The following is a 24,196-nucleotide window of genomic DNA, read 5'->3' on the forward strand; positions in this document are numbered from 1 at the left end:
GAAGGCTCCGACGATCGCCAGCTGATGGCCACCTTGCGCACCGGCGAGCCGGCACCGTCGCCGTCGGTCGTGCGTGTTGCCTCCGCGCGCGCCTTCGTGCCGGATATGCAGGGTGGGCGCGTGGTCTCGCGCGATATCCCGATGCCGGAAGGCCGTCCATATTCGCTGGGCAACACCGCCGCAGATCGCCAGACCTCGGAAATATCGTCCTCCGGCCGTTATCGCTCCGCCGCGGCCTATCCGGCCGAGAATCCGCGTGCCGTCTCCTATGAGGGCAATCCCGATTACGCAGCCCCGGCCGAACCGATGGCCCGTGATAACGGCACGGTCGATGCGCGTGGCGCAGCTGCAATCCTGTCCGGCCGCGGCCTCTACTGATCGAGATTTGATCCAGATATCCGCCCGTTAGCGTCCGGCTCAGCCGGGTTCGCGTTGTTCGGGCAAGGTGATGCTGTTAAGACCTGATCATTCGGGACACAGCATGACATCTGGCTTTTTCACACTGAAAACCTCGCTTGGGCGGCAGCTTGTCGCCGGCTTGCTGACGGCCGCATTTGCGCTGCAGCCGATGGCCCATGCCGCCAATCAGAGCGTGCAGGGCGCCAAGAAAGTGGTGGAGGAGGGCGGCTTTGATACGGACGCGCCGACCGCGATCCTGATCGAGGCGTCAAGCGGCGCCGTGTTGTTCGAGAAGAATGCCGACGAGCTGCGCGCGCCCTCCAGCATGATGAAGCTGATGACCGTGGAGGTCGTGTTCGACGCGCTGACCCGCGGCGATATCAAGCTCACCGACGAATATCGCACCAGCGAGAATGCCTGGCGCAAGGGCGGCGCACCCGCCGGCGCTTCCACCATGTTCGCGGCGCTGAACAGCCGCATTCCCGTCGCCGATCTCCTGCGTGGCGCCATCATCCAGAGCGGCAATGACAGCTGCATGATCATGGCCGAGGCCATGGAAGGCAACGAGGCTGCTTTTGCCGAACGCATGACCAAGCGTGCGCGCGCACTTGGCATGCTGAAATCGACATTCGCCAATTCCAGCGGCCTGCCGGATCCCAACAACAAGATGACCGTGCGCGAGCTTGGCATCCTGGCGCGCCACATCATCCGCACCTATCCGGACTTCTACAAGATCTTCGGCGAGCGCGAATTCACCTGGAACAAGATCCGCCAGCAGAACCGCAATCCGCTGCTTGCCACGCTCGAAGGCGCCGACGGTTTCAAGACCGGTTTCACCAAGGATGGTGGCTACGGCATGGTCGGCTCTGCCGTACAGAACGACACGCGCCTGATCGTGGTGGTCAACGGCCTCGAGGATTCCGACGATCGCGCCTCTGCGGCCAAAAAACTGCTCGAATGGGGTTTTAGGAATTTCGAGGTCCGCAGCGTATTCGCTGGCGATCAGCCGGTCGGCTACGCCAAAGTGTTCGGTGGCGACAAGGGCTCGGTGGCGCTTGTCAGCAAGGAGCCGGTCAAAGTGATGGTGCAGAAGAACGGCAATGACAAGCTGATCGCCCGCATCGTCTATAAGGGACCGGTACATGCGCCGGTACAGGCCGGCCAGCCGGTCGGTGTCGTAAAAGTCTGGCGTGGCCAGCAGGTTGCCGTGGAAGCGCCTATCTATGCCGCGGATGCCATCGGCACGGGCACCACGATGCAGCGCGCCGTGGACGGCGCCAGCGAACTCGCCATCGGCCTGTTCCGCGCCGGCGCCGAGAAACTGTGACCATGACCGAGACCGACAATACAGCGCCCGAGCGCGGGTGCTTCATCACATTCGAAGGCGGCGAGGGCGCGGGTAAATCCACGCAGATCAAGCTGCTCGCCGATCGCCTCAACGAGGCAGGCATCCGCGCCATCGTCACCCGCGAGCCCGGTGGCTCGCCCGGTGCCGAGATCATCCGTCATGTGGTTCTGTCCGGCATGGGCAAGCTGCTCGGCGCCGAAGCCGAGACGCTGTTGTTTGCTGCCGCGCGCGATGACCATGTCCATGCGGTGATCAAGCCCGCGCTCGATCAGGGCATCTGGGTGCTGTGCGATCGCTTCTCGGATTCCACCCGCGCCTATCAGGGCCGACAGGGCAATGTGTCGCCTGAACTGCTGAAAGCGCTGGAGCGCGTCACTATCGGCGGCCTCAAGCCTGATCTGACGGTGATCCTCGATCTTCCCGTCGAAGTCGGCATGGCCCGCGCTGCGGCCCGCCGCGGCACCGGCATGCCTGATCGCTTCGAGGCCGAGGGCATCGCCTTCCATCAGGGGCTCCGCGAGGCGTTCCGTCAGATTGCCCTGGAGGAGCCGCAGCGCTGCGTGCTGCTCGACGCCACGCTGCCGCCAAAAGCCGTCGCCAACAATATCTGGGGCGTGATGCGCAAGCGCCTGCTGCACGAGACGGCGGACGCATGAGCAAGAACGATCCCGAAATATCCGTCCCGCATCCGCGCGAGACAACAGCACTGTTCGGCCATCACGAGGCCGAGCAGACGCTGCTCAATGCCTATCGTGGCGGCCGTATTCCGCATGCCTGGCTGATCTCCGGCCCGCAGGGGATCGGCAAAACGACGTTGGCCTTTCGCATGGCGCGCTTCGTGCTGGCGCATCGCGATCCCCTGTCATCGCAAGTGCAGTCGGCCGAAGCACTCGATCTCGATGACAATCATCCCGTGACCCGCCAGATCGCTGCCGAAGCCCATGGCGGACTGCTGGCGATCCGGCGCACGCCCAATGACAAGGGCGTCATGCGCACCGTCATCACCGTGGACGACGTACGCGAGACCGTCGGCTTCTACGGCTCCACCGCCGCCGTCGATGGCTGGCGCGTCTGCATCGTCGATACCGTGGACGAGCTCAACACCAATGCGGCCAATGCGCTGCTGAAGGTGCTGGAGGAGCCGCCGCAGCGTTCGCTGTTCCTGCTGATTACCCATGCACAGGCGCGGGTGCTGCCCACCATCCAGTCGCGCTGCCGTAAGCTGCCTTTGCGTGCGCTCTCGACCGGCAACGTGCTGTCCGCCCTGGCGCTGGCCACCGAGCGCGAGGAGGGCGATCCCGAGCTCCGCGATGTCGCGGAGGCGTCCGAAGGCAGCGTGTCCCGCGCCATTAATCTGCTCGGCGGCGGCGCGCTGAAACTGCACCAGCGCACCGCCTCGCTGCTCAACACACTGCCCCACGTGGACCCGCGTGAGCTGCATGCCCTGGGCGATGCGCTGGGGACCAGCGACCGCGTTGCGCTCGGCGCCTTTACTGACAGCGTCGACCGCTGGATCGGCGAGCGGATGCATGCGGATCCTGCCAGCCTGAACGCCGATTTGCCCCGCCTTGCACGCCTTGCGGAGGTATGGGAAAAGATCAACAAAGCCGCGCGCGAGACCGAATCCTACAATCTCGAGCGAAAACCGCTGGTTTTCTCGGTGTTTGGCCTGCTCGCCGAGGCGACGCGCTGACACCAACTAACGCGGCAAGATCGATTATTTGAAAGGCTTTCGCGCCGATGGCGAACGCGTCCAATAACACCTTCTACATCACCACCGCGATCGCCTATCCCAATGGCGTGCCCCATGTCGGCCATGCCTATGAAGCCATCGCTACCGATGCGCTGGCGCGCTTTGCCCGCCTCGACGGCAAGGACGTGTTCTTCCTGACCGGCACCGACGAGCACGGCCAGAAGATGGTGCAGACGGCCGCGCGCGAAAACCTGCCGGTCGCCGAACTCGCCACTCGAAACGCCGCCCGTTTCAAGGAGATGGATGGCGTGTTGAACATCTCCTACGATCGCTTCATCCGCACTTCCGAGGAGCAGCACCATCGCTCGTCGCAGGAGTTGTGGAAGCGCATGGCCGCCAATGGCGACATCTATCTCGACAGCTATGCCGGCTGGTACTCGGTCCGCGACGAAGCCTATTACGCCGAGGACGAAACGACCGTCGGCGAGGACAAGGTGCGCCGCGGCCCGCAGGGCACGCCGGTCGAATGGGTGGAGGAATCCAGCTACTTCTTCCGGCTGTCGAAGTATCAGGACAAGCTTCTCGCGCTCTACGAGGCCACCGATTTCATCGGGCCGGAATCCCGCAAGAACGAAGTCACCAGCTTCGTCAAAGGCGGCCTGAAGGACCTCTCGGTGTCACGCACCACCTTCGACTGGGGCATCAAGGTGCCCGGCGACGACAAGCATGTGATGTATGTCTGGGTCGATGCGCTGACCAACTACATCACCGGCGTCGGCTTCCCCGACGAGGGCGACGCCAACTGGAAATACTGGCCCGCCGATGTTCACATCATCGGCAAGGACATCATCCGTTTCCACGCGGTGTACTGGCCCGCCTTCCTGATGTCGGCCGGCATCCCGGTGCAGAAGCGCGTCTATGCCCATGGCTTCCTGTTCAACAGGGGCGAGAAGATGTCGAAGTCGGTCGGCAATGTCGTCGATCCCTTCAATCTCGCCGAGCAGTATGGCGTCGATCAGTTGCGCTATTTCCTGCTGCGCGAAGTGTCGTTCGGGCAGGACGGCAGCTATAGCCACGAGGCCATCGTCAACCGCTCCAATGCGGATCTCGCCAACGACCTCGGTAATCTCGCCCAGCGCTCGCTGTCGATGATCGGCAAGCAATATGGCGGCGTGCTGCCGGAGCCCGGTGCATTCTCCGAGAACGACAAGGCGATCCTGGCGCAGGCCGATGCCATGCTGGAGCAGGCGCGGACCGCCATGGCGACGCAGCAGATCCACCAAGCGCTGAACGCCATCTGGGCTGTGGTCGCCGAAGCCAACCGTTATTTTGCGGGCGAGGCGCCTTGGGCGCTGGCCAAGACCGATCCGGCGAAGCAGGCGACCGTGCTCTACACCACGGCGGAAGTCGTGCGTCAGGTCGCGATCCTCGCCCAGCCGGTGATGCCGGCATCCTGCGCCAAACTGCTTGACGTGCTCGGCATTGCCGCCGACGCGCGCGACTTCGCGGCGATCCCGACCCGCATCAAGCCGGGCACGCAGCTGCCGACCCCGACCGGCGTGTTCCCACGCTATGTCGAACCGGCCGCAGCAAGCTGAGTTTGCCGATGCTGGTCGATAGCCACTGCCATCTCGACTTCCCGGATTTCGCCGACGATCTCGACGGCATCGTCGCCCGTGCCGAAGCTGCGGGCGTCGGCCGGCTGGTGACAATCTCAACCCGCGTGCGCCGCCTGCCGGCGCTGCTGGCGATCGCGGAGCGCTTTCCGAATGTCTATTGCTCGGTCGGTACCCATCCGCACAATGCCGACGAAGAAGACGGCATCTCGGCAGACGAGCTGATCGAACTCACGAAGCATCCAAAGGTCATCGCGCTCGGCGAAGCCGGCCTCGATAATTTCTATGAGCATCAATCCTCCGGCGCGCAGGAGAGGGGCTTTCGCGCCCATATCGCCGCGGCCCGCGCCACCGGCCTGCCGCTGGTGATCCACACCCGTGAAGCCGACGACCAATGCGGTATCATTCTCGAAGACGAGATGAAGAACGGCGCCTTCAAGGCCGTACTGCATTGCTACACCGGTGGCCGCGATCTCGCGATGAAGGCCATTGATCTGGGCCTGTCGATCTCCTTCACGGGCATCATCACCTTCAAGAAGTCGCAGGAGCTACGCGACCTCGCGGCTGAACTGCCGGCCGATCGCATCATGGTCGAGACCGATGCCCCCTATCTCGCCCCCGGCAAATGGCGCGGCAAGCGCAATGAACCATCTTATGTGGTCGAGACCGCCAAAGTGCTCGCTGAGACCCGCGGTGTGACTTACGAGGAACTGGCAAAGCAGACCACAGACAATTTCTTCCGCCTGTTCAGCAAGGCGTCCGAGAGCATCGCTGCATGACGCTGGCGCTCACCATTCTCGGCTCCGGATCGTCGGCGGGTGTGCCGCGCCCGGCGCTGGGCTGGGGCGCCTGCGATCCCACCAATCCGAAGAACCGCCGCCGCCGCTGCTCCTTGATGGTCGAACGCATCGGCCCCGATGGCGTCACCCGCGTGATCATCGACACCTCGCCGGATCTCCGCGAGCAGCTGATCGACGCCGAGGTCGATGACATCGATGCGGTGTTCCTGACCCACGAACATGCCGACCAGACCCATGGCATGGATGATCTCCGCTCCGTGGTGTTGAAGCGGCGCAAGCGCATTCCTGTCTACATGAACACGCCCACGGCCGACGAGTTGATGCCGCGTTTCGGCTACTGCTTCCGGACACCCCCTGGCAGCGACTATCCGCCGATCCTCGATCATCTCAGCATCGAGGCCGGCGAGAGCCGCACCATCACGGGGAAGGGCGGCGACCTCACCTTGGCGCCGTTCCTTGTCCAGCACGGCAACATTCCGGCGCTCGGCTATCGCATCGATCATGCCGCCTATTCACCGGATCTGAACGATATCCCGGAAGTGAGCTGGCCGGCGCTCGAGGGGCTCGATCTCTGGATCGTGGACGGGCTGCGCTACACCCAGCATCCCAGCCATTTCAGCATTGGTGACGCCTTGAAGTGGCGAGATCGCTTCAAGCCCAAACGGACGGTGATCACCAACATGACCGCTGACGTGGATTACGAGGCAGTGAAAGCCAAGTTGCCGGAGGGCGTGGTACCGGGTTACGATGGAATGCGGCTGGTGGTGGCATAGAATCTGCCGTAGGGCGGATCAGCGTAGCGTAATCCGCCGCGGAGTTTCAGCTAAGTGCTCGGCCGGCGGATGGCGCCTTCAGCTCATCCGCTCCACAAACTCCGTTGCCGCGCAAGACGCAGACTTAATAACGGTGAGTTCCGTGCCAGTCCCGCTGACTCGCTGTCATCTTTCTGCTGTCATTGAAATCGCAATGCGCTTTGCGACTCAAATTAATCCCTTCAAGTCGTATTCTTCTGGCACTTTCATTGCCGGCCCTCCGAGTCGCTTCGGGGGGCCGTTTTCCGTCGCGGTTCAGGCATTCGGCATCTCCGCCTTTCATGGTGAGGAGCGCGTCTTCGCGCGTCTCGAACCATGAGCTGCCAGGCTGTGTCGTTTGCCGCCATCCTTCGAGACGCCGCTGCGCGGCTCTCAGGATGAGGGAAAAGCTCGTGGCGAAACGAACGTCTCAGCTCTCGAACGACCCCGTCGATTTGACCCGATCGCGCAGGATGAATTTCTGGATCTTGCCCGTGGACGTCTTCGGGATTGCGCCGAACACTACGGCTTTCGGCGTCTTGAAGCCCGGCAGCAGGTCGCGGCAATAAGCGATGATCTCCGCTTCTGTCGCCGCCGCGTTCGGCTTGAGCTCAACAAAGGCGCACGGTACTTCGCCCCATTTGTCATCGGGCTTGGCCACCACAGACGCGAACAGCACGGCGGGGTGCTTGTAGAGCACGTCTTCAACCTCCACCGACGAGACATTCTCGCCGCCGGAAATGATGATGTCCTTGGAGCGGTCCTTGATGGTCACATAGCCTTGGGCGTCCATCACGGCGAGATCGCCGGTGTGATACCAGCCGCCGGCAAAGGCTTCCTGCGTGGCCTTCTCGTTCTTGAGATAGCCTTTCATCACGATATTGCCGCGGAACATGATCTCGCCGATGGTTTCGCCATCGGCCGGCACCGGCTCCATGGTGTCGGGATCTCGCACGGTCAGGCCTTCCTGCGACGGGAAGGGCACGCCCTGCCGACGTTTCAGGCGCGCCCGCTCGTCGGCCGGCAGTTCGTCCCAGCCCGGCTGTTCGGCGCAGACCGAGGCCGGCCCATAGGTTTCGGTCAGGCCGTAGACATGGGTGAGCTTGATGCCGATCCGCTCCGCACCGGCAAGCACCGTCATGGGCGGCGGGGCGCCGGCGATCGATCCCTGGATCATCTGGCCGCCGGCATAGGTCGGCGCATCCGCCGCGTTGATCAGCGTGTTGTAGACGATCGGCGCGCCCGACATATGGGTCACCCCGTGTGCCGATATCAGCGCAAAGATCTTGGTTGGTTCCACCTTGCGCAGGCAGACATTGATTCCGGCACTCGCCGCCACCGCCCAGGGCAGGCACCAGCCATTGCAGTGGAACATCGGCAGTGTCCAGAGATAGACCGGGTGGCGGCCGAGATCGGTGGCCAGGATATTGCCCCACGCATTCAAATAGGCACCGCGATGATGGGTGACGACGCCCTTCGGATTGCCCGTGGTGCCCGACGTGTAACCGAGCGCGATGGCATCCCATTCGTCGAGCGGGAAGGCGGAGGTGAAGTCCGGGTCTCCCTGGGCAAGGGCGGCTTCGTATTCGAGCTCGCCGATCCGGCGCGGTTCCGAAAAGGCGAGGTCGTCCACATCGATGATGAGTGGCTTCGGTCCACTCATCAGGCCGAGCGCCTCTGTGACGACGGCTGCGAATTCCGGATCCACCAGCAGCACCTTGGCGCCGCCATGGTCGAGCTGGAACGCGATGGCTGTAGCGTCGAGGCGGATGTTCAGCGTGTTGATCACGGCGCCCGCCATGGGGATCGCGAAGTGCACCTCGTTCATGGCCGGCACGTTCGGCAGCATGGTCGCGACGGTGTCGCCACGGCCGATGCCGCGGCCGGTGAGCCAGGAGGCGAAACGGCGGCAGCGCTCCAGGGTCTGCGCCCAGGTGAAGCGACGGTCCTCATAGATGGTGCTGAGGAGGTCCGGATAGACCGCGGCGCTGCGTACGAGGAAGCTGATCGGCGACAGCGCGACGAAGTTGGCAGCGTTCTGGTCGAGGCCGACGCTATAGGCGCCTTGACTGGGCATCATTTGACAAACTCGCATAAAGTCAGTGAGTTATGGAAGATCTCTCACTTATCAGTTTATCGACGGAAAAGGCTTCCAAATTCACCTTAGATATCGCTCGCAACTATCTGAATTTAATGCACTTCAGAGGAAGCCAATCGATATCCAGGGGAAGATCGCGACAATGATCAAGCCGACAAGGAGGGCCAGCAGATAGCCGAGAATGGGCCGGATGCCTTGCGCTGGATCAACCCGCCCGATTGCACATGCGGCATAGTAGCCGACTCCAAACGGCGGCGCGAAGAGCCCGATGCCCATCGCGAGGATGACGATCATCGCGTAGTGGACCTCGTGGACCCCCACCAGCCGGGCGATCGGGAACAGCAGGGGCCCGAACAATACGATGGCCGGGATACCCTCCAGCACGCTGCCCAGGATGATGAAGGCCACGATCGAGACCGCGATGAAGGTCGCGCCGCCGCCGGGCAAACCGGTCATGGCGGCCGCCAGCGAGCGCGAGAATCCGGACTGGGTCAGGCCCCAGGCCATGCCGGTGGCGGTTCCGATGATCAGCAGGATGGCGCCGGAGAGGCAGGCGGTGTCCACCAGCATCGGCCTCAGCCGGCTCCAGTCGAACTGCCGATAGATCAGCAGGCCCGCCAGCACGGCATAGACGATGCCGATGGTGGAGACTTCAGTGGCCGTCGCCACGCCCTCAACAACCGCCGCGCGGATGACGAAAGGCAGCGCGATGGCGGGCAATGAGATGATGAAGGCCCGGCCGATGTCGCGGCGCGAGGCACGCTTCACATGGCTGAGATCCTCATCGCGATAGCGCCACCACACCAGCGCGCCCAGCGTGATGGCCAGCACCACGCCCGGCAGCAAGCCGCCGGTGAACAGCGCCGAGATCGAGACGCCGGTGACCGAACCGATCGTGATCAGCACCAGGCTCGGCGGGATGGTTTCGGTCTGCGCGCCGGTGGCCGAGAGCAGGGCGACGAGATCGCCCGGCTTGGCGCCGCGCTTCTTCATCTCCGGGAACAGCACCGGTGCCACGGCGGCCATGTCGGCGGCCTTGGAACCGGAAATGCCGGACACCAGATACATGGCGCCGATCAGCACATAATGCAGGCCGCCGCGGACATGGCCGAGGAGGCTGGCCAGGAACGCCACCATGGCGCGGGCCATGCCGGTCATCTCGATGAGCAGGCCCAGAAACACGAACAGCGGCACCGATAGCAGGATGAGATGGCTCATGCCCTCGTCCATCCGCCCGATCAGCACCATGATCGGCGTCCGCGTCGTCAGCGCCATATAGCCGAAAATGGCGAGGCCGAAGCCGAACGCGATCGGCACGCCGGCGAAGACGCAGAGGCCGACCACGCCGACGAAGAAGATGATCAGGTTGAGATTGCCGAGGGTGCGCAGGAAGGGCTCCGCGAGCCAGAATGCGCCCATGATGGCAACGACAGTGCCGAGCGCCATCAGCACGGTGCGGGTCTGGCCGTAACGGAGCAGGCGCAGGAAGGCGAAGACGATCATCAGCGAGATGCCGACCGGCAAAGCCGCAGCACGAAAACTGTTGGCGATCTGCAGCGCAGGGGTCGTGATGTAGCTTTCCTCATAGGCGTATTCGTAGGACGGCGCGACGACCAGCAACAGGAACGCCAGCGCCGCGCAGGTCGCGACGACATCGAGGAAGGCCCACATCCGCGGTCCTGCCGTCGCCACCAGCGCGGTCATGCGCATATGCTCGCCACGCCGGAACGCGACGACAGAACCGAGCATCGCCAGCCAGAGGAACAGGATCGAGGCCAGTTCGTCCGACCACACCAGCGGCTGGTGCAGGCCGTAACGGGCGACCACGCCTGCGAACAGGATGCCGATCTCGGCGACGACCAGGATCGCCACCGGGATCTCCACCAGCGTGCCGAGGATCCGCTCCAGCGATGTCAGCCAGCCTTGGGGACGGGTGACATCGGGTGTCATCCCGTCCTGCGGCGGCGCGAGTTCGGCATGGGCCATGTCGGTGTGCTTTAGGCCAGCTTGCCGACGGACTTTTCGAGCAGCGACCAGGCCTGGTCGCCATATTTGCCCTTCCATTCCGCATAGAAGCCGGCAGAGCGCAGCTTGTTGCGGAATGGCTCCACCGTCGGCTGGTTGAAGATCAGGCCCTTGGCCAGCAGCTCTTCGCGCACCGTCGCATTGAGCTTGGCGGTGTCCTCGCGCTCCTTGACGGCCGCGGCGTTGATGTTCTTGGCGACGATCTCGCGGAGATTGGCGGGCAGGCGCTCCCAGGCACGACGATTGGCGAGGAACCAGAAGCCGTCCCACATGTGGTTGGTCATCGAGCAGTATTTCTGCACTTCATACAGCTTCGCCGTGGAGATCAGCGCCAGCGGATTTTCCTGGCCCTCGACGACCTTGGTCTGCAGCGCCGAATAGACTTCGCTGAAATTGATCGAGGCCGGCGCACTGTCGAACGCCTTGTACATCGAGGTCCACAGCGGCGAGACCGGCACGCGGATCTTGAAACCCTTGAGATCGTCCGGGCCGTTGATCGGCCGCGTCGATGACGTGGTCTGGCGGAAGCCGTTGTCCCAGATTTTGTCCATCACCACGAGATTGGCCTTGGTGATCTCGCCGCGCACATAAGCGCCGAGCTCGCCGTCCATAGCCTTCCAGACGGTCTCGTAATCCGGGAAGGCGAAGCCGATGCCGTTGATCGATGCGGCCGGCACCAGCGTGGCAAGGATCAGGCCCGACAGCGTGAAGAACTCGACGCCCCCCGAGCGGATCTGGCTGAGCATATCGGTGTCCGAGCCGAGCTGGTTGTTCGGAAACACCTGCAGGTCGACCTTGCCGCCCGTCTCCGTTTTGATCGCCGCCGACATTTCGCGGGCGCGAACGTTCAGCGGATGCGTATCGGGCAGATTGTTTGCGTATTTGTAGACAAATTCAGCCTGCTGGGCGCGCGCCACCAAAGGCATGCCGATGCCGCCCATGGCCGTCGCGGCGGCGGATGCCTTCAACAGTGTCCGGCGTGAAATCGTCATTTTGTTTCTCCCTGCCACATCATTCTGACTTTTTGTGATGTCGATGCCCCTTGTCGTTTCGACATCATGCGCGGTCAAGCCTTTTCGCCGCACCCGGGGCCTCGACTTTGGACGGTCTTTGGTGAAAACCATCGCCGCAAGAATGACGCTGCGCGGCCGCCGAGCTGCTGCAGGACATGGGAGGAAAACGGATGAGCAAGGACCAAAATAGAGATCTGGGCGTCGTCATCATCACCGGCGGCGCATCCGGAATCGGGCTGGCGATCGCCAGGACGGCCGTAGGTGAGGGGTGGAAGGTCCTCCTCGCCGACCTCACCCAGCCTGCGCTCGACGCCGCCAAAGCTCAGGTCGATGCGATCAAGCCCGGCGTCACTCGCACTGTCGTCATGGACGTCGCCAACGAAGACGCCGTCATCGCCGGTCTGAAGGATTGTGAGACCGGTTTCGGTCCGGTCCGTGGCCTCGTAAATTCAGCCGGAATCGGCCGCCAGGTGCCGTTTTTCGAGACCTCCGTGAAGCTGTTTCGCGAGATCCTGGACATCAATCTGGTCGGCAGCTTTGCCGTGGCCAAGGAAGCCGCGCGGATGATGAAGGCCCATGGCGGCGGCGCCATCGTCAATGTGGCGTCGGTGTCCGGCATTCGCGGCAATATCGAGCGCTCGGCTTATGGCGCGTCCAAGGGCGGCGTCATCACGCTGACCCAGGTGATGGCCTGCGAACTGGCGCCGCTGAACATCCGCGTCAACGCCATTGCGCCGGGTCCATTTGAGACACCCATGGTCCAGGAAATGCACACGGCAGAGACGCGCGAGGCTTGGATGCAGGTGGTGCCACAGCGCCGTTATGCCGAGCCGGACGAGGTGGCCGGTGCCGCGCTATTCCTCTTGGACAGCAGCAAATCGAGCTTCGTCACCGGCCATGTGCTCAATGTGGATGGCGGCTTTGCAGCCCATGGGCTGCTGCCGAAGCATCCGTAGACGCCAGTCTCACTTCAGATAGGTTCGCAGCACTTCGATAAGCTCGGCCGCGCCTTGGGCGCTCTTGCTGTTGTCCTTATCCGGATCGACGATGTGGTTGCGGATATGGTCCTCCATGACCTCGGCGGTCAGTCCGTTGACCGCGCCACGCATGGACGAGACCAGCATCAGCACGTCGGAGCAGCCAAGCTCGGCCTCCAGCGCGCGTTCAAGCGCCTCGGCCTGGCCCTTGATCCGGCGGACGCGCGCGATGAGCTTGTTCTTGTCCTTGATCGTGTGCACGCGGTTAGGCTCCGTGGGATTCTCGTGGTCCGACAGACCGTAACATGAAGTCGTGGAGATTGGCGTGTTTGCATCGGCGGCGAGCTAAGAACCTGAGAACGCGGATACTTTTATATTCCATAATATACCTTATGCGAATAAGTCATGTAGGGATGAGGCGGCGTTTGGCTGGACTTGTTGATCCCCTACAAGTCCGCTCGCTATCGTGGCGAGCCTGTTTGTGTTCGTGAATGAGATCCATCGTCTAGGTTTGGACGAGACTGACTGCGGGGTCTGGCTGGCCGCTCCAGACCATCCGATAGACGTCACCCTGGGCCACGGACTGGACAGCATGCGGGAAAAGCGCGACCAGGCACGTTCCGCCCGGCTGCCGGACGGATGGATAGATAATCCCGTTCAGGCCGCGCGTTCTGGCTGCGTCCGCCAGTGCGTTTCCAACCGGGTATCCAATGGCCTTGTCCGGACGCAAGGCGTCATGCGTCGGATGGGCTCGCAGGTCCACGAATTCGCCCGCGAAGCTCGCAAACATTTCAGCGTATTCGACCGTCGTGTTGAAATCGCCAGCCGCTGCCAGAAACTCGGTCAGGTGAAACTTGACCTCGGCAAGGCTTGTCTCGACGTCAAACCCGGCATACCAGGCACCGCGGTCGGCTCCGTTGAACCGGTTGGGTTCGCGAGGCTTGGCATAGGCGAAGGAGGCGTTGATGAAGTGCGCGTGCGGGACGCCGTAGAGCAGTTCATACGATTGCACCTCACCTGTCCCACGCGCCTGCGCAATCCGTCTGGCACTCGTGGCGCCTTCGATCTCGCTCAACGCCTCCAGTTCTGATTCATCGACCAGATCGAGCAAGACGGAATCACGAAGTCGCGCGGTCGTGACAAGGCGAACGGTTCGCTCGATGGCTTCGCGACTGACCTTCAACCCATCAAGCATGGATCAAAGGCCGCCGCGAACCGCATCCACGTAACGTCGTGTCTCAAGCATCAGCGGGATGCCGCCATCGATCATTGCATCGACCGGAGATCGGCGCTGGAAAATCGGACCGCTATTGGCCAGTTTCGGCCAGCGCATCGCCATGTCGTCGGCGAACAGAAGTCGAAGACCTTTGTGGATGCCAATCGCAGCCGAGGCCCGTGTAAGCTGATCCTGTGAAAGAGGCTGGTCCCACGCACCGCGCTTGATCCGGTCCCACGTGCTTTCGGAGACACCGAGCAGCATGGCGGATTCGGCATTGGTCAGTTTCCAATGCTCGACGATCTTCCGGAATGCTTTGATGGCGATCGGAGACAATCGCTCGCGATCATGCGCTTTCGTGAATGTCTGTATGTCGATGGGTGTGACGGCGGCTGATGCTTCGAAAGACGCGATTTGAGCCATGATCATGCCCCTCCGTATCACACAACAGATACCGTCATTTGGTGCGATGTCAAGCATCATGTGACGGTTTCTGCTTGTAACGCGAACTGATACGCGACAAATCCCGCCCGCCGCGCACCTGCGAGCGCCTGATCTTACCATTTCAGCCGTTTAGCGTTCGGGTGGACTGGGGCACATCATGAACATACACACACGAGGTATCCGGCGAGCTGAGCGCAAGACTGCGACCAGTTTTTTCGCCTCCTTCGACGTCTTCGATACGTTTCTCGTCCGGGCATGCACGACGCCCGAGGGCGTGTTCGAGCGCGCATATCAGCTTTCGCCGGCTTTCGCCCGATACCCGGATGCTGCCGCATCCTATGTGGAGCACCGCCGCCAGGCAGAGGCACGCGCTCGCAGGACGGCACAGCATAAAACCGGATCTTCAGAAGTCGGCATCGACGCGATCTACCGCCTCTTCCCGTTTCGGCTGTTCGGCCTCACCTCTGCCGCCGTCAAGCAGTTCGTGGACGCGGAATTCGCCGCTGAACTCGAACTTTGTCGCGTCAATCCGGCAATCCACGAGCACTATCGAGAGCTGCGTGCCAATGGTGCGCGGACCGGCTTCATCTCGGATACCTATTGGAGCACTCAGCAACTAAGCACGCTTTTACGTGCGTGCTGCGCCGATCTGCAATGGGACTTCCTGTTTGCATCCAGCCAGCACGGCAGCAGCAAGAGCGAAAAGCTGTTCGATATTTATCTGAAGACGTGTGCGGTCGATCCGCAGAATGCGGTTCATGTCGGCGATAATCCGGTGGCCGATATCGCCGACGCCAAGCGCCGGGCCGTCAACGCGCTGCATATACCGCAGGCCAGTGCCGCACTGGCATCCGTATTGTCGCGCGAGGCCACCGTGGAGCGCCTGCTCTGCCCGGTTCATGCAACCATGCTGGACGGCGGCATGCGCACCTTGCGCCGGCTGACAGCGTCACACGCGGCGAGCCCTTCGCCGGCGCATGATCTCGGCCTGACCGTGTTGGGCCCTGTAATGCACACCTTCGATGCTTTCACTACCGATCGCATTGCGCGGATCGGTGAGGCCGGCGCCAGCACACGCGTCGCGTTTCTCGGACGCGACGGCCACCTCCCGCATCAGATCCGGGCACTGAGTGATACGACTGCGATCTATCTCGAAATCAATCGCCGTGTCGGCATGATGGCGTCCGCCCGGACCCTGGCGCCCCTTGTCGATCTTGTCAGCGAACTGCCGGCGATCAATGCGCATGCCTTTTCCGAGATCGTCAAATTCAGCTCGCGTCGGATCGAGGAGTTCTTCGCCAAGCAGCCGCACGGCCGCTGCAGCGGCCGCGACCTTGCCAAGGCGTTACCGAAGTTACTCGATAAGCGCGAGCTGACCACGGTTGCCGATGGCTTGCGCATGGAATTGATGACCTATCTCCGCACCCGGATTCCCGATCTGGATCAATGCAGCGATCTCGTATTGATCGACCTCGGTTACTCCGGGAGCATCCAGAAAGCGCTGCGCCGCATTTTCGATATCGAGGGTATCAAGGCGCGCATCCACGGCCTCTATCTGCTGACGCTGGATGATGGTTTCGTTGAATGCGACGCGCGCGACACGTTTGAAGGGCTGATCTCAGACCTGATCGTCACGCCACACATCAAGCGCATGCTCCTGCGCAATATCGCCGTATTGGAGCAGCTATGCTGTTCGTCGAGCGGCTCCGTACGTGGATATCGCAATGGCGCGGTTATGCACGAAGACAATGGTCTATCCGCGGATCAGCATCAGGTGGCGCGTGAGGTGCAACAGGGCACCGTCGCGTTCAGCACCACGGCTCGGGATTTACTGACACGTCTGAACATCTCTCCCTTTGCCAATCTCGATGCGGCTGCGCGCACGGCGACAGCGACTCTTGGACGCCTTCTGTTGCTGCCAACCGACCGGGAGCTAACGCTGCTGGGCAGCTTGCAGCATGACGTCAATCTGGGAACGTCTGCGCTCACGCCATTGGTTGACGGCGATATTCTGAACGCCCAGCAAGTCGTTCGCGCATGGCCGGATGCCTGTACGGCCGGCGATCCGCCCATGTGGCTGGCGGGATCATTCGCGGCCCTGACGCCGGCCCAGAGCTTTCAGTATCTGCTGTTCGGAGCCAACCTCCTCCCGAGCGATATCTTCAGCGATGTACGATGCGGCCAGCTGGAGATCGACATTACGACCCGCATCGGATCCAGCGCCAAGCTGTCCACGAATTGTTATCGCACGGGCGCCGGCGAGATACGGATACGGATCCCGATGTCGCTCAACATGAATGTTGCGTCTGTCACCTTGCCACTCGCGCATCTGGCGCCGGAAGGCGTTCTCAACGGTCCGTTCCTGCAATATGGAAAGACCGTCGATCAGGCCATGCGCAGCGTTGATATCCTGAAACTGGATGGACAGGAATTGCGCCCCGCCGGCATGGTCTTCACGGGACGCCACTATGGCAGCGGTGACCAGGCTGCTGCGTTGACCATCGAGCTTCCCGAACAGACCGCGCCCGTGGCGCTGCTGAGTATCGGCATCACCCCGATATCCGGCGTGCGGATCCTTGCGCTGGATTGATTGATACCAGGCTCATTTGACGATGGCGTCGAACACCAGCGTCTTCAGGATCGGCTGAATGCGGCCACGCTGGGTCGGCGTCTGCACCATGAAGATCATCACCATGTCGTGGTCGGGATATGTCCAGAAATAAGTCCCGGCCGCGCCGCCCCAGGCCATCTCGCCAATGAAGCCGGGCACGCCGTCCTCGCCGGGGCCGGTGCGCACGCCGAAGCCGAGCCCGTAGCCGAAGCCGGCGCCGGGATAGTAATAGGCCCACGGCCTCACGTCGGTCGCGGGCGCGACTTCGTTCTTGCGCATTAGTGCCACGGTCTCAGGCTTGAGGATGCGCTTGCCATCGATCTCGCCGCCATTGATCAGCATCTGCAGGAAGCGCGCATAATCGCCCGTGGTGGCGCTGAGGCCACCTCCTCCGGATTCCCATTTTCGCTTGATGGTCGGGTCGCTGATGCTCTCGTTGCCGATGATGCGATCGGTCGGCAGCGGCTGCGCGATGCGCGATGCCTTTGCGGGATCGAGAATATAGTAGCTGCTGTCGACCATGCCGATTGGATCGAACAGATATTGCTTCTGGAAATCATAGAGCGACATGCCCGAGGCCACTTCGATGACGCGACCGAGCACGTCGGTGGAATGGCCGTAATCCCAGACAGTTGCGGGCTGGTAAGCGAGCGGCAGCCTGGCCAGGCGATCGGCGAAATCGCTGTTGTCAAAGTCGCCGGCGAACAAACCGGCTTTCAGATAAAGCTCTGTAATCAAGCCAAGATTGGTGAAGGCGGAGCTTATCCCGGACGACTGGCGCATCAGATCGAGCACCGTGATCGGCTTCAGCGCGGGCGAAAAATCGAGATATTTCTGACCCTTGGCGTCGGTCTTTTCGGTCGCGACCTGCGGGCTGGCATAGGCCGGAATGTATTTCGCAACGGGATCGTCGAGCTTCAATTTGCCCTGCTCCACCAGCACCATGGCGGCGACTGACGTGACTGGTTTGCTCATCGAATACAGACGAAAGATCGTATCCCGCGTCATCGGCGCCATGGTGGCGGGATCGCGGACGCCAAAGCCTTGATAATAGACGGGTTTGCCGTGGCGCTGGATCAGCATGATGGCGCCGGCGAGGTGGCCCTGCCCGACTTCGCGGTCGAGCATCGCCGTGACGCGATCGAGACCGGCTTGCGAAAAGCCTGTGAGATCAGGGGCTTCCGTGAGCAGGTTGCTGGCAGCCGCGGCCGGGCTGATCAGCTTTGCCGCGATAGCTATCATTACCAGCCATTCGCAAGATTGACGCAAGTTTGCCTCTGGTTTGTCTCAAGCCACGCTGACTCTAACATCCAGATATTTCAACGGCTTGTAAAAATCGGTCGAAATCGAGCGATCGTTTTTCTTGTGGCAATACAGAGGCAGGGCGGATTGCACGGCCGGCCGATCCGCCCTCGCCGCTCCACCTCAGTTCATCGTGATATTGGCCTTCTCGATGACGCCCTTCCAGCGTGCGGTTTCGCTGGCGATGTATGTGCCGAAGGCGGGACCATCGACATCCATCGCCACCGCGCCGAGTTCGGAGATCTTCTTCTTCGTTTCCGGCTGCTGCATGAACGCGCGGATCTCGGCAGAGAGCTTGTCGGTGACCGCCTTCGGCGTGCCCGTCGGCGCAATGAAACCGTGCCAGGCGACGGCTTCGAAGCCCGGCAGGAATTCGGCGACGGCCGGCAGGTTCGGATCGAACTCGGCGCGCTTCGGCGTGGCCGTTGCGAGCATGGCAAGCTTGCCGCCGGTGACATGCGGCAGCAGCAGCGGGACATTGTCGAAGGACAGGTCGATCTGGCCGCTCAGGAGATCCGGCATCATCTGGCTCGAGCCTTTATAGGGCACATGGACCATCTTGGTGCCCGTCATCTGCTGGAACAGCTCGCCGGCAAGATGCTGCGAGGTCCCCGGCCCGGCCGAACCGAAGGTCACCTTGCCGGGATTGGCTTTCAGATAAGCGATGAGGTCCGGCACCGTGCGCGCGGCGATCTTGTTGGGGTTCACCACCAGCACATTGGGGACCATGCTGACCTGGGCGATCGGCACGAGGTCCTTCTCCGGATTGTAGCTGAGCTTGGCGCCATAGATGGTCGGGTTGATCGACATCGCCGACGTGCTGGCCACGCCGATCGTGTAGCCATCGGGCTGCGCCTTGGCGACGCGCGTGACGCCGATAATGCTGCCGGCGCCGCCGACATTCTCGACCACGATGGTCGCGCCGAGTTTCTTCTGCAGATGTTCCGCCACCATGCGGCCGAGGATGTCGGCGGTGCCGCCGGCCGAGAACGGCACGATGGTGGTGATGGCGCGGTTGGGATAATTGGCATCCTGCGCGGATGCGGATGTGGCCATGCCGAGCGTGAGGCAGGCCGCCGTCAGGATTGAGGGCAGTCTCATGGGTCGTTCCTCCAGTGGTTTGATCGGCCCCGTTTGTGGGTGCTCGATTTGGGGTGATGCACCACGCGGGAGCGTGATGCATCGTGTTGGTAGCCGCTCCTCCGTCCCTCATGGTGAGGAGGCGCGAAGCGCCGTCTCGAACCATGAGATCGCGGGGCTCAGTGCTTGCGGCCATCCTTCGATACGCGCGCGTTGCGCGCTCCTCAGGATGAAGGACCGAGATATTTAGTTCATCGTGACGTTTGCTTTTTCCATCACGGTCTTCCAGCGCGCGGTCTCGCTGGCGATGTATTTCGTGAATTCATCCTGCGGGACGGCAACAGCCACGGCGCCAAGCTCGGACATCTTCTTCTTCGTCTCCGGCAGGCTCATGAATTCGCGCACCTCGCTCGACAGCTTGTCCACGATCGGCTTCGGCGTTGCAGCCGGCGCGATGAAACCGTGCCAGGCGACGGCTTCAAAACCCGGCAGGAATTCGGCGACAGCCGGCACCTTGGGATCGAATTCGGCGCGCTTCGGCGTGGCGGTGGCGAGCATGGCCAGCTTGCCACCGGCGACATGCGGCAGCAGCAGCGGCACATTGTCGAAGGCGATGTCGATCTGGCCCGAGATCAGGTCGGTGACCATCTGGCTCGAGCCCTTGTAAGGCACGTGGATCATTTTGGTGCCGGTCATCTGCTGGAACAGCTCACCCGCAAGGTGCTGCGAGGTGCCGGGGCCCGACGAGCCGAACGTGACCTTCTCAGGGTTCGCCTTGATGTATTCGATCAGCTCCGGAACCGTGCGCGCCTTGATGCGATCGGGGTTCACGACGAGGACGTTCGGCACCTGGCTGACCTGGGTGAAGGCGACGAGGTCCTTCTCCGGCTGGAACTGGAGCTTGCTGCCATAGAGCGACGGCGCAATCGCCAGCGGCGAGGTCGAAGCGAGGCCGATCGTGTAGCCATCGGGCTGCGCCTTGGCGACGCGGTTGACGCCGATATTGCCGCCGGCACCGCCCATGTTTTCCACCACCACAGTGGCGCCGAGCTTTTTCTGCAGATGCTCGCCGACCATGCGCGCGATGATGTCCACGGTGCCGCCAGCCGCAAACGGCACGACGATGGTGATCGGCTTGGTCGGATATTTGACGTCCTGTGCGCTGGCCTGGCCGGCGGTGAAGGCGACGCAGGCCGCCATCAGGATGGATTTGATCTTCATGGGAGTCCTCTTCTCGAATTGATTTTTTAGTTCAGCAGTCGAAGCCGCCCGGCTCTATTCCGCCGGCAGCACCTTTCCGGGATTCATGATGTCGTGGGGATCGAGCATCGCCTTGACGCTGCGGAGCAGCTTGAGCTCGATGGGATTGGCGACGCGGCCGAGGCGTTCGCGATTGGCGATGCCGATGCCGTGCTCGGCGCTGATGCTGCCGCCAAGGGCTGCGGTCTCTTCATCGACGATGGTGTTGATGCCGAGAACGGTGTCCGCGATCTCGTTCTTCTGGTCCTGCTTGAAGCCCGGAATGATCGCGAGGACATGGATATTGCCGTCGCCGATATGGCCGTGCATGACGATGCGCGCATCCGGCCGATAGGCGGCGATGCGCTTCTCGACCTGCTTCACGAATGTCGCCTGCTGCGACAGCGGCACCGCGCTGTCATGGGAAATCACGTAGCCGGCGGCCTTGCTGCCCTCTGACACGCTGTGGCGGACTTTCCAGAATGTCGCGGCCTGGGTCTCGCTGGAGGCGACCAGCGCGTCCACGATCAGCTCGCGCTCATAGGCGCCGCCGAGCATGGTCTCCATCGCCTCATTGAGATCCACGGTGAGCAGCGTATCGACCAGTTCGATCAGCACATACCACGGCGTGTCCAGCTCGAACGGGATGGTCACCAGCGGCAGGTTCTCGGCGATCACCTCGATCTGGCCGCGTGACATCACCTCGAAGGCGCCAAGGCGGTCGCCAAGATCGGTGCGCGCCTGCGCGAGCAGGTCGAGCACCGCATCGATGCTGTTGAGCTTGACGAAAGACACCGCCCTCGCCCGCGGCTTCGGGAAAAGCTTGAGCACGGCACCGGTGATGATGCCGAGCGTGCCTTCGGCGCCGATGAACAGCTGCTTGGTGTCGAAGCTGGTGGAATCCTTGCGCAGCGCCGTCATGCCGTCGAGGATCTCACCATCGGGCATGACCACTTCGAGGCCGAGGCACAGCTCGCGCGTGGTGCCATAGCGCAGCACGGCGGTGCCGCCGGCATTGGTGGAGAGATTGCCGCCGATCTGGCACGAGCCTTCGGCGCCGAGGCTGAGCGGAAACAGCCGGTCGATATCGTCGGCGGCCTTCTGGATGTCGGCAAGGATGCAACCGGCATCCACGGCGATGCTGTCGCCGAGGCGGCTGACATGGCGGATCTTGTTGAGGCGGTCGAGGCGCAGTACGATCTTCGGGCGATCGCCCAGCGGCGTGGCGGCGCCGCACATGCCCGTGTTGCCGCCTTGCGGCACGATGGCGATCCCAGCGGCGACGCAGGCTTTTACGACATCCGAGACCTCCTGCGTCGAGCCGGGCTTCACCACGGCCAGCGCATTGCCGTGATAGCGGCCGCGCCAGTCGACCACGTAAGGCTCGAAATCGCCGCCTGGGCCGATGATGTAGCGTTCGCCGACGATGCCGGCGAGCGTTGCGAGGAATGTCGTGTGGTCGGTCAAGTCTGATTCCTCGTCACAAGCTCATCGGTCGTCCCCGCGCAGGCGGGGCCCCATACACGCTGGCGAATTGTTGGAAGTGCGATGGTCGTGGCTCTGCCGCTATGATTTTGACGACGGAGGTTATGGGTCCCCGCCTGCGCGGGGACGACACGGAGAGCGACGCTTGCAGATGTGATTGTCATCCAGCCCCCTCACCGGAACGAGAGGTCGAGCAGACGGCCTTCGAACAGGCGGTCGCGCGAGGTTTCGAGATGGAGACGCATGGCCGTGCGCGCTGCCTCGGCATCGCGGTCACGGATCGCTTCAAAAATGCTCTTGTGTTCCTCGAACACCGCTTCAAGACCGGGCTGCGGGCCCATCAGCGACTGGCCGTGCAGTTTCATGCCGACGGCGACATGGTCCTTCAGCGCATTCAGCGAGGTCGCGAAATAGTGGTTGTTGGTCGCCTCCGAGATCGCGAGATGAAACGCATAGTCGGCGTCCTCGCGATGCTTGCGGTTCTTGGTCGCCTCGCGCAGCAGGCCGAGCGCCGCTTCCATCTGCACGAGATTATCGTCGCTGCGGCGGAGTGCTGCGAAATGCGCGGCATCGCTTTCCATGCTGATGCGGAATTCGAAGCAGCGCTGGATGTCGGCAATCGTCTCGACACGCGCATAACCAAACGGCGCCTTCGCATGCGCCTGCACGAAACTGCCCGAGCCCTGGCGGGAATAGATCAGCCCGTCCTCGCGCAGGCGGCCGAGCGCTTCGCGCAGCACGGGCCGCGAGACATCGAAGATGGCGGCGAGCTCGTGCTCGCCGGGCAGCTTCTGGTCCGGCGCATAGTCACCGCTCGCGATGCGCTGTGCGAGTTCGCCATAGACCTTGTCGACCAGCGACGGGCCGGCGTGACGCGCGCGGGGCGCGTCGGACAGTTCGGATGAATCGATCGGCTTCATGATCAAGTCGAACCAAAGCTCACGGTGGCGGCGTGGGTGTTTCATTCGAAAACCCGATCGATGTGATCGGCTCTCTCTTGGAAACATTTCCTCGCCAGGTTGCGGCGAACATGTCGAGGGCCGTTCAACTTGTCAACATGTCAAGATTGCGCAGCAGGCTGTTCGCTCTGCGTATAGCATTGATCTAGAACGATTAAACTTTGCGCGTCATCCCAAAGTCGTATTGCGCCGCACAAAAACTGACAACTTGTCAGGTTGCAAAATTCATGGTGGAAGGCTGACAACCTTCGAAAGGATTTTTAGCGTGAGCAACGGACTGAACGGCAAGGCCATCGTAATCATCGGCGCAAGCTCGGGCATCGGCGCTGCCGTGGCGAAGAAATTCGGCGCGCTCGGCGCCAACTTGATCGTGCACTACAACGGCAATCCGGAAGGCGCGCAGGACGTCGTGGCGAGCATCCAGACCGCTGGCGGCAAGGCCGAGCTGCTGCGCGGGGACGTCTCCGAACGCGCTGAAGCTGCGCGTGTGATCGAGGAAGCGCATGCAAAACTCGGCCGCATCGATGTGCTGATCAACAATGCCGGCGCCATGTTCGGGCGCACCTCCATCGCCAATGCCACCGACGAGCAGTATGACGACGTGCTCGACCTCAATATCGGCTCGGTGTTCTTCGCCTGCCGCAAGGTCGCGAAGATCATGGAAGCGCAGCGCTCGGGCTCGATCATCAACACGACGTCGGTTGCGGCCCGCAATGGCGGCGGCGGCGGCGCCGGCCTCTATGGTTCGGCCAAGGGTTTTGTGAGCACGATCACCCGCGTGCTGGCGAAGGAACTGGCGCCGTTCGGCGTGCGCGCCAATGCGGTGGCGCCGGGCGTGATCATGACGCCGTTCCATCAGCGCTACTCCAATGCGGAGCAACTCGAAGCCTCGCGCCAGACCATCCCGCTCGGCCGCATCGGCACGCCGGAAGAATGCGTCGGCGCCTACCAGTTTCTGGCAGATGAGAGCATGAGCGGCTACATCACCGGCCAGGTGATCGAGGTCAATGGCGGCCAGATCATGCCGTGACGCCTCTTACCTCTCCCCTCCGGGGAGAGGTCGCGCGCCCTTCGCGCGCGGGTGAGGGGGCACCGCAAGC

At 62.5% G+C, this 24,196-nt stretch carries 20 protein-coding genes and 1 pseudogene; 10 read left to right on the forward strand and 11 right to left on the reverse strand.

All coding sequences use genetic code 11. The features are described from left to right. The 7 genes and pseudogenes from ACIQ2A_RS19425 to ACIQ2A_RS19455 all read left to right on the forward strand — a co-directional run. A pseudogene (locus tag ACIQ2A_RS19425) lies at positions 1-378 on the forward strand (septal ring lytic transglycosylase RlpA family lipoprotein); the annotation flags it as partial. A 190-nt stretch (positions 379-568) separates the two neighbouring features. Continuing rightward, a complete protein-coding gene (locus tag ACIQ2A_RS19430) occupies positions 569-1,726 on the forward strand; it encodes a D-alanyl-D-alanine carboxypeptidase family protein (protein ID WP_398482354.1) in 1,158 nt (385 codons plus the stop codon). Positions 1,727-1,728: 2 nt separating this feature from the next. Next, entirely contained in the window at positions 1,729-2,403 is a 675-nt protein-coding gene (gene tmk / locus ACIQ2A_RS19435) for a dTMP kinase (protein ID WP_398482315.1), read from the forward strand. Further along, positions 2,400-3,440, forward strand: coding sequence for a DNA polymerase III subunit delta' (locus ACIQ2A_RS19440; protein ID WP_398482317.1), 1,041 nt, complete (start codon positions 2,400-2,402; stop codon positions 3,438-3,440). Before tmk ends, ACIQ2A_RS19440 begins: the two co-directional genes overlap by 4 nt. 47 nt (positions 3,441-3,487) lie before the next feature. Beyond that, the gene (gene metG / locus ACIQ2A_RS19445) at positions 3,488-5,038 is read left to right on the forward strand and encodes a methionine--tRNA ligase (RefSeq protein ID WP_398482319.1); all 1,551 of its coding nucleotides are present in this window, start codon (positions 3,488-3,490) and stop codon (positions 5,036-5,038) included. 8 nt (positions 5,039-5,046) lie between these two features. Continuing rightward, positions 5,047-5,835, forward strand: a complete 789-nt coding sequence (locus tag ACIQ2A_RS19450; RefSeq protein WP_398482322.1) for a TatD family hydrolase — start codon at positions 5,047-5,049, stop codon at positions 5,833-5,835. Beyond that, positions 5,832-6,629, forward strand: coding sequence for an MBL fold metallo-hydrolase (locus ACIQ2A_RS19455; protein WP_398482324.1), 798 nt, complete (start codon positions 5,832-5,834; stop codon positions 6,627-6,629). Before ACIQ2A_RS19450 ends, ACIQ2A_RS19455 begins: the two co-directional genes overlap by 4 nt. 448 nt (positions 6,630-7,077) lie before the next feature. On the opposite strand, the gene ACIQ2A_RS19460 is transcribed toward ACIQ2A_RS19455, so the two are convergent. The 3 genes from ACIQ2A_RS19460 to ACIQ2A_RS19470 form a co-directional block, all read right to left on the reverse strand. Then, positions 7,078-8,724, reverse strand: coding sequence for an acyl-CoA synthetase (locus tag ACIQ2A_RS19460; RefSeq protein ID WP_398482356.1), 1,647 nt, complete (start codon positions 8,722-8,724; stop codon positions 7,078-7,080). A 123-nt stretch (positions 8,725-8,847) separates the two neighbouring features. Further along, on the reverse strand, positions 8,848-10,731 hold the full coding sequence (locus ACIQ2A_RS19465) for a TRAP transporter large permease subunit (protein ID WP_398482326.1): 1,884 nt from the start codon (positions 10,729-10,731) through the stop codon (positions 8,848-8,850). Positions 10,732-10,742: 11 nt separating this feature from the next. Continuing rightward, positions 10,743-11,762 carry a TRAP transporter substrate-binding protein gene (locus ACIQ2A_RS19470; RefSeq protein WP_398482329.1) on the reverse strand — a complete coding sequence of 340 codons (1,020 nt, stop codon included), beginning with the start codon at positions 11,760-11,762 and terminating at the stop codon, positions 10,743-10,745. 191 nt (positions 11,763-11,953) lie between these two features. Here ACIQ2A_RS19470 and ACIQ2A_RS19475 point away from each other — a divergent pair, with 191 nt between their 5' ends. Then, positions 11,954-12,739, forward strand: coding sequence for an SDR family NAD(P)-dependent oxidoreductase (locus ACIQ2A_RS19475; RefSeq protein ID WP_398482331.1), 786 nt, complete (start codon positions 11,954-11,956; stop codon positions 12,737-12,739). Positions 12,740-12,748: 9 nt separating this feature from the next. On the opposite strand, the gene ACIQ2A_RS19480 is transcribed toward ACIQ2A_RS19475, so the two are convergent. From ACIQ2A_RS19480 to ACIQ2A_RS19490, 3 genes are all read right to left on the reverse strand, one after another. After that, positions 12,749-13,021 carry a metal/formaldehyde-sensitive transcriptional repressor gene (locus ACIQ2A_RS19480; RefSeq protein WP_398482333.1) on the reverse strand — a complete coding sequence of 91 codons (273 nt, stop codon included), beginning with the start codon at positions 13,019-13,021 and terminating at the stop codon, positions 12,749-12,751. 244 nt (positions 13,022-13,265) lie between these two features. Beyond that, the gene (locus tag ACIQ2A_RS19485) at positions 13,266-13,955 is read right to left on the reverse strand and encodes an RES family NAD+ phosphorylase (protein WP_398482335.1); all 690 of its coding nucleotides are present in this window, start codon (positions 13,953-13,955) and stop codon (positions 13,266-13,268) included. Between the two features lie 3 nt (positions 13,956-13,958). After that, positions 13,959-14,459: an antitoxin Xre-like helix-turn-helix domain-containing protein gene (locus ACIQ2A_RS19490; RefSeq protein WP_398482337.1), complete on the reverse strand. Its 501-nt coding sequence runs from the start codon at positions 14,457-14,459 to the stop codon at positions 13,959-13,961. Between the two features lie 118 nt (positions 14,460-14,577). Here ACIQ2A_RS19490 and ACIQ2A_RS19495 point away from each other — a divergent pair, with 118 nt between their 5' ends. Next, positions 14,578-17,010 carry a hypothetical protein gene (locus ACIQ2A_RS19495; protein ID WP_398482339.1) on the forward strand — a complete coding sequence of 811 codons (2,433 nt, stop codon included), beginning with the start codon at positions 14,578-14,580 and terminating at the stop codon, positions 17,008-17,010. A 12-nt stretch (positions 17,011-17,022) separates the two neighbouring features. Here the strand turns inward: ACIQ2A_RS19495 and ACIQ2A_RS19500 are convergent, their stop codons facing one another. From ACIQ2A_RS19500 to ACIQ2A_RS19520, 5 genes are all read right to left on the reverse strand, one after another. Next, the gene (locus ACIQ2A_RS19500) at positions 17,023-18,273 is read right to left on the reverse strand and encodes a serine hydrolase domain-containing protein (protein ID WP_398482341.1); all 1,251 of its coding nucleotides are present in this window, start codon (positions 18,271-18,273) and stop codon (positions 17,023-17,025) included. Positions 18,274-18,456: 183 nt separating this feature from the next. Then, positions 18,457-19,434 (reverse strand): Bug family tripartite tricarboxylate transporter substrate binding protein, encoded by a 978-nt coding sequence (locus tag ACIQ2A_RS19505; protein WP_398482343.1) that lies wholly within the window; start codon positions 19,432-19,434, stop codon positions 18,457-18,459. A 225-nt stretch (positions 19,435-19,659) separates the two neighbouring features. Further along, positions 19,660-20,634 (reverse strand): Bug family tripartite tricarboxylate transporter substrate binding protein, encoded by a 975-nt coding sequence (locus ACIQ2A_RS19510; protein WP_398482345.1) that lies wholly within the window; start codon positions 20,632-20,634, stop codon positions 19,660-19,662. A 54-nt stretch (positions 20,635-20,688) separates the two neighbouring features. Then, complete coding sequence (locus tag ACIQ2A_RS19515) at positions 20,689-22,119, reverse strand: FAD-binding oxidoreductase (protein WP_398482347.1); 1,431 nt, start codon at positions 22,117-22,119, stop codon at positions 20,689-20,691. Between the two features lie 191 nt (positions 22,120-22,310). Next, positions 22,311-23,057, reverse strand: a complete 747-nt coding sequence (locus ACIQ2A_RS19520) for a FadR/GntR family transcriptional regulator (protein WP_398482349.1) — start codon at positions 23,055-23,057, stop codon at positions 22,311-22,313. 304 nt (positions 23,058-23,361) lie between these two features. Between ACIQ2A_RS19520 and ACIQ2A_RS19525 the strand changes: the two genes are divergently transcribed. Continuing rightward, entirely contained in the window at positions 23,362-24,126 is a 765-nt protein-coding gene (locus ACIQ2A_RS19525; protein WP_398482352.1) for an SDR family NAD(P)-dependent oxidoreductase, read from the forward strand. Positions 24,127-24,196 lie beyond the last annotated feature (70 nt).

The organism is Tardiphaga sp. (assembly GCF_044336785.1).
Classification (GTDB): domain Bacteria; phylum Pseudomonadota; class Alphaproteobacteria; order Rhizobiales; family Xanthobacteraceae; genus Tardiphaga.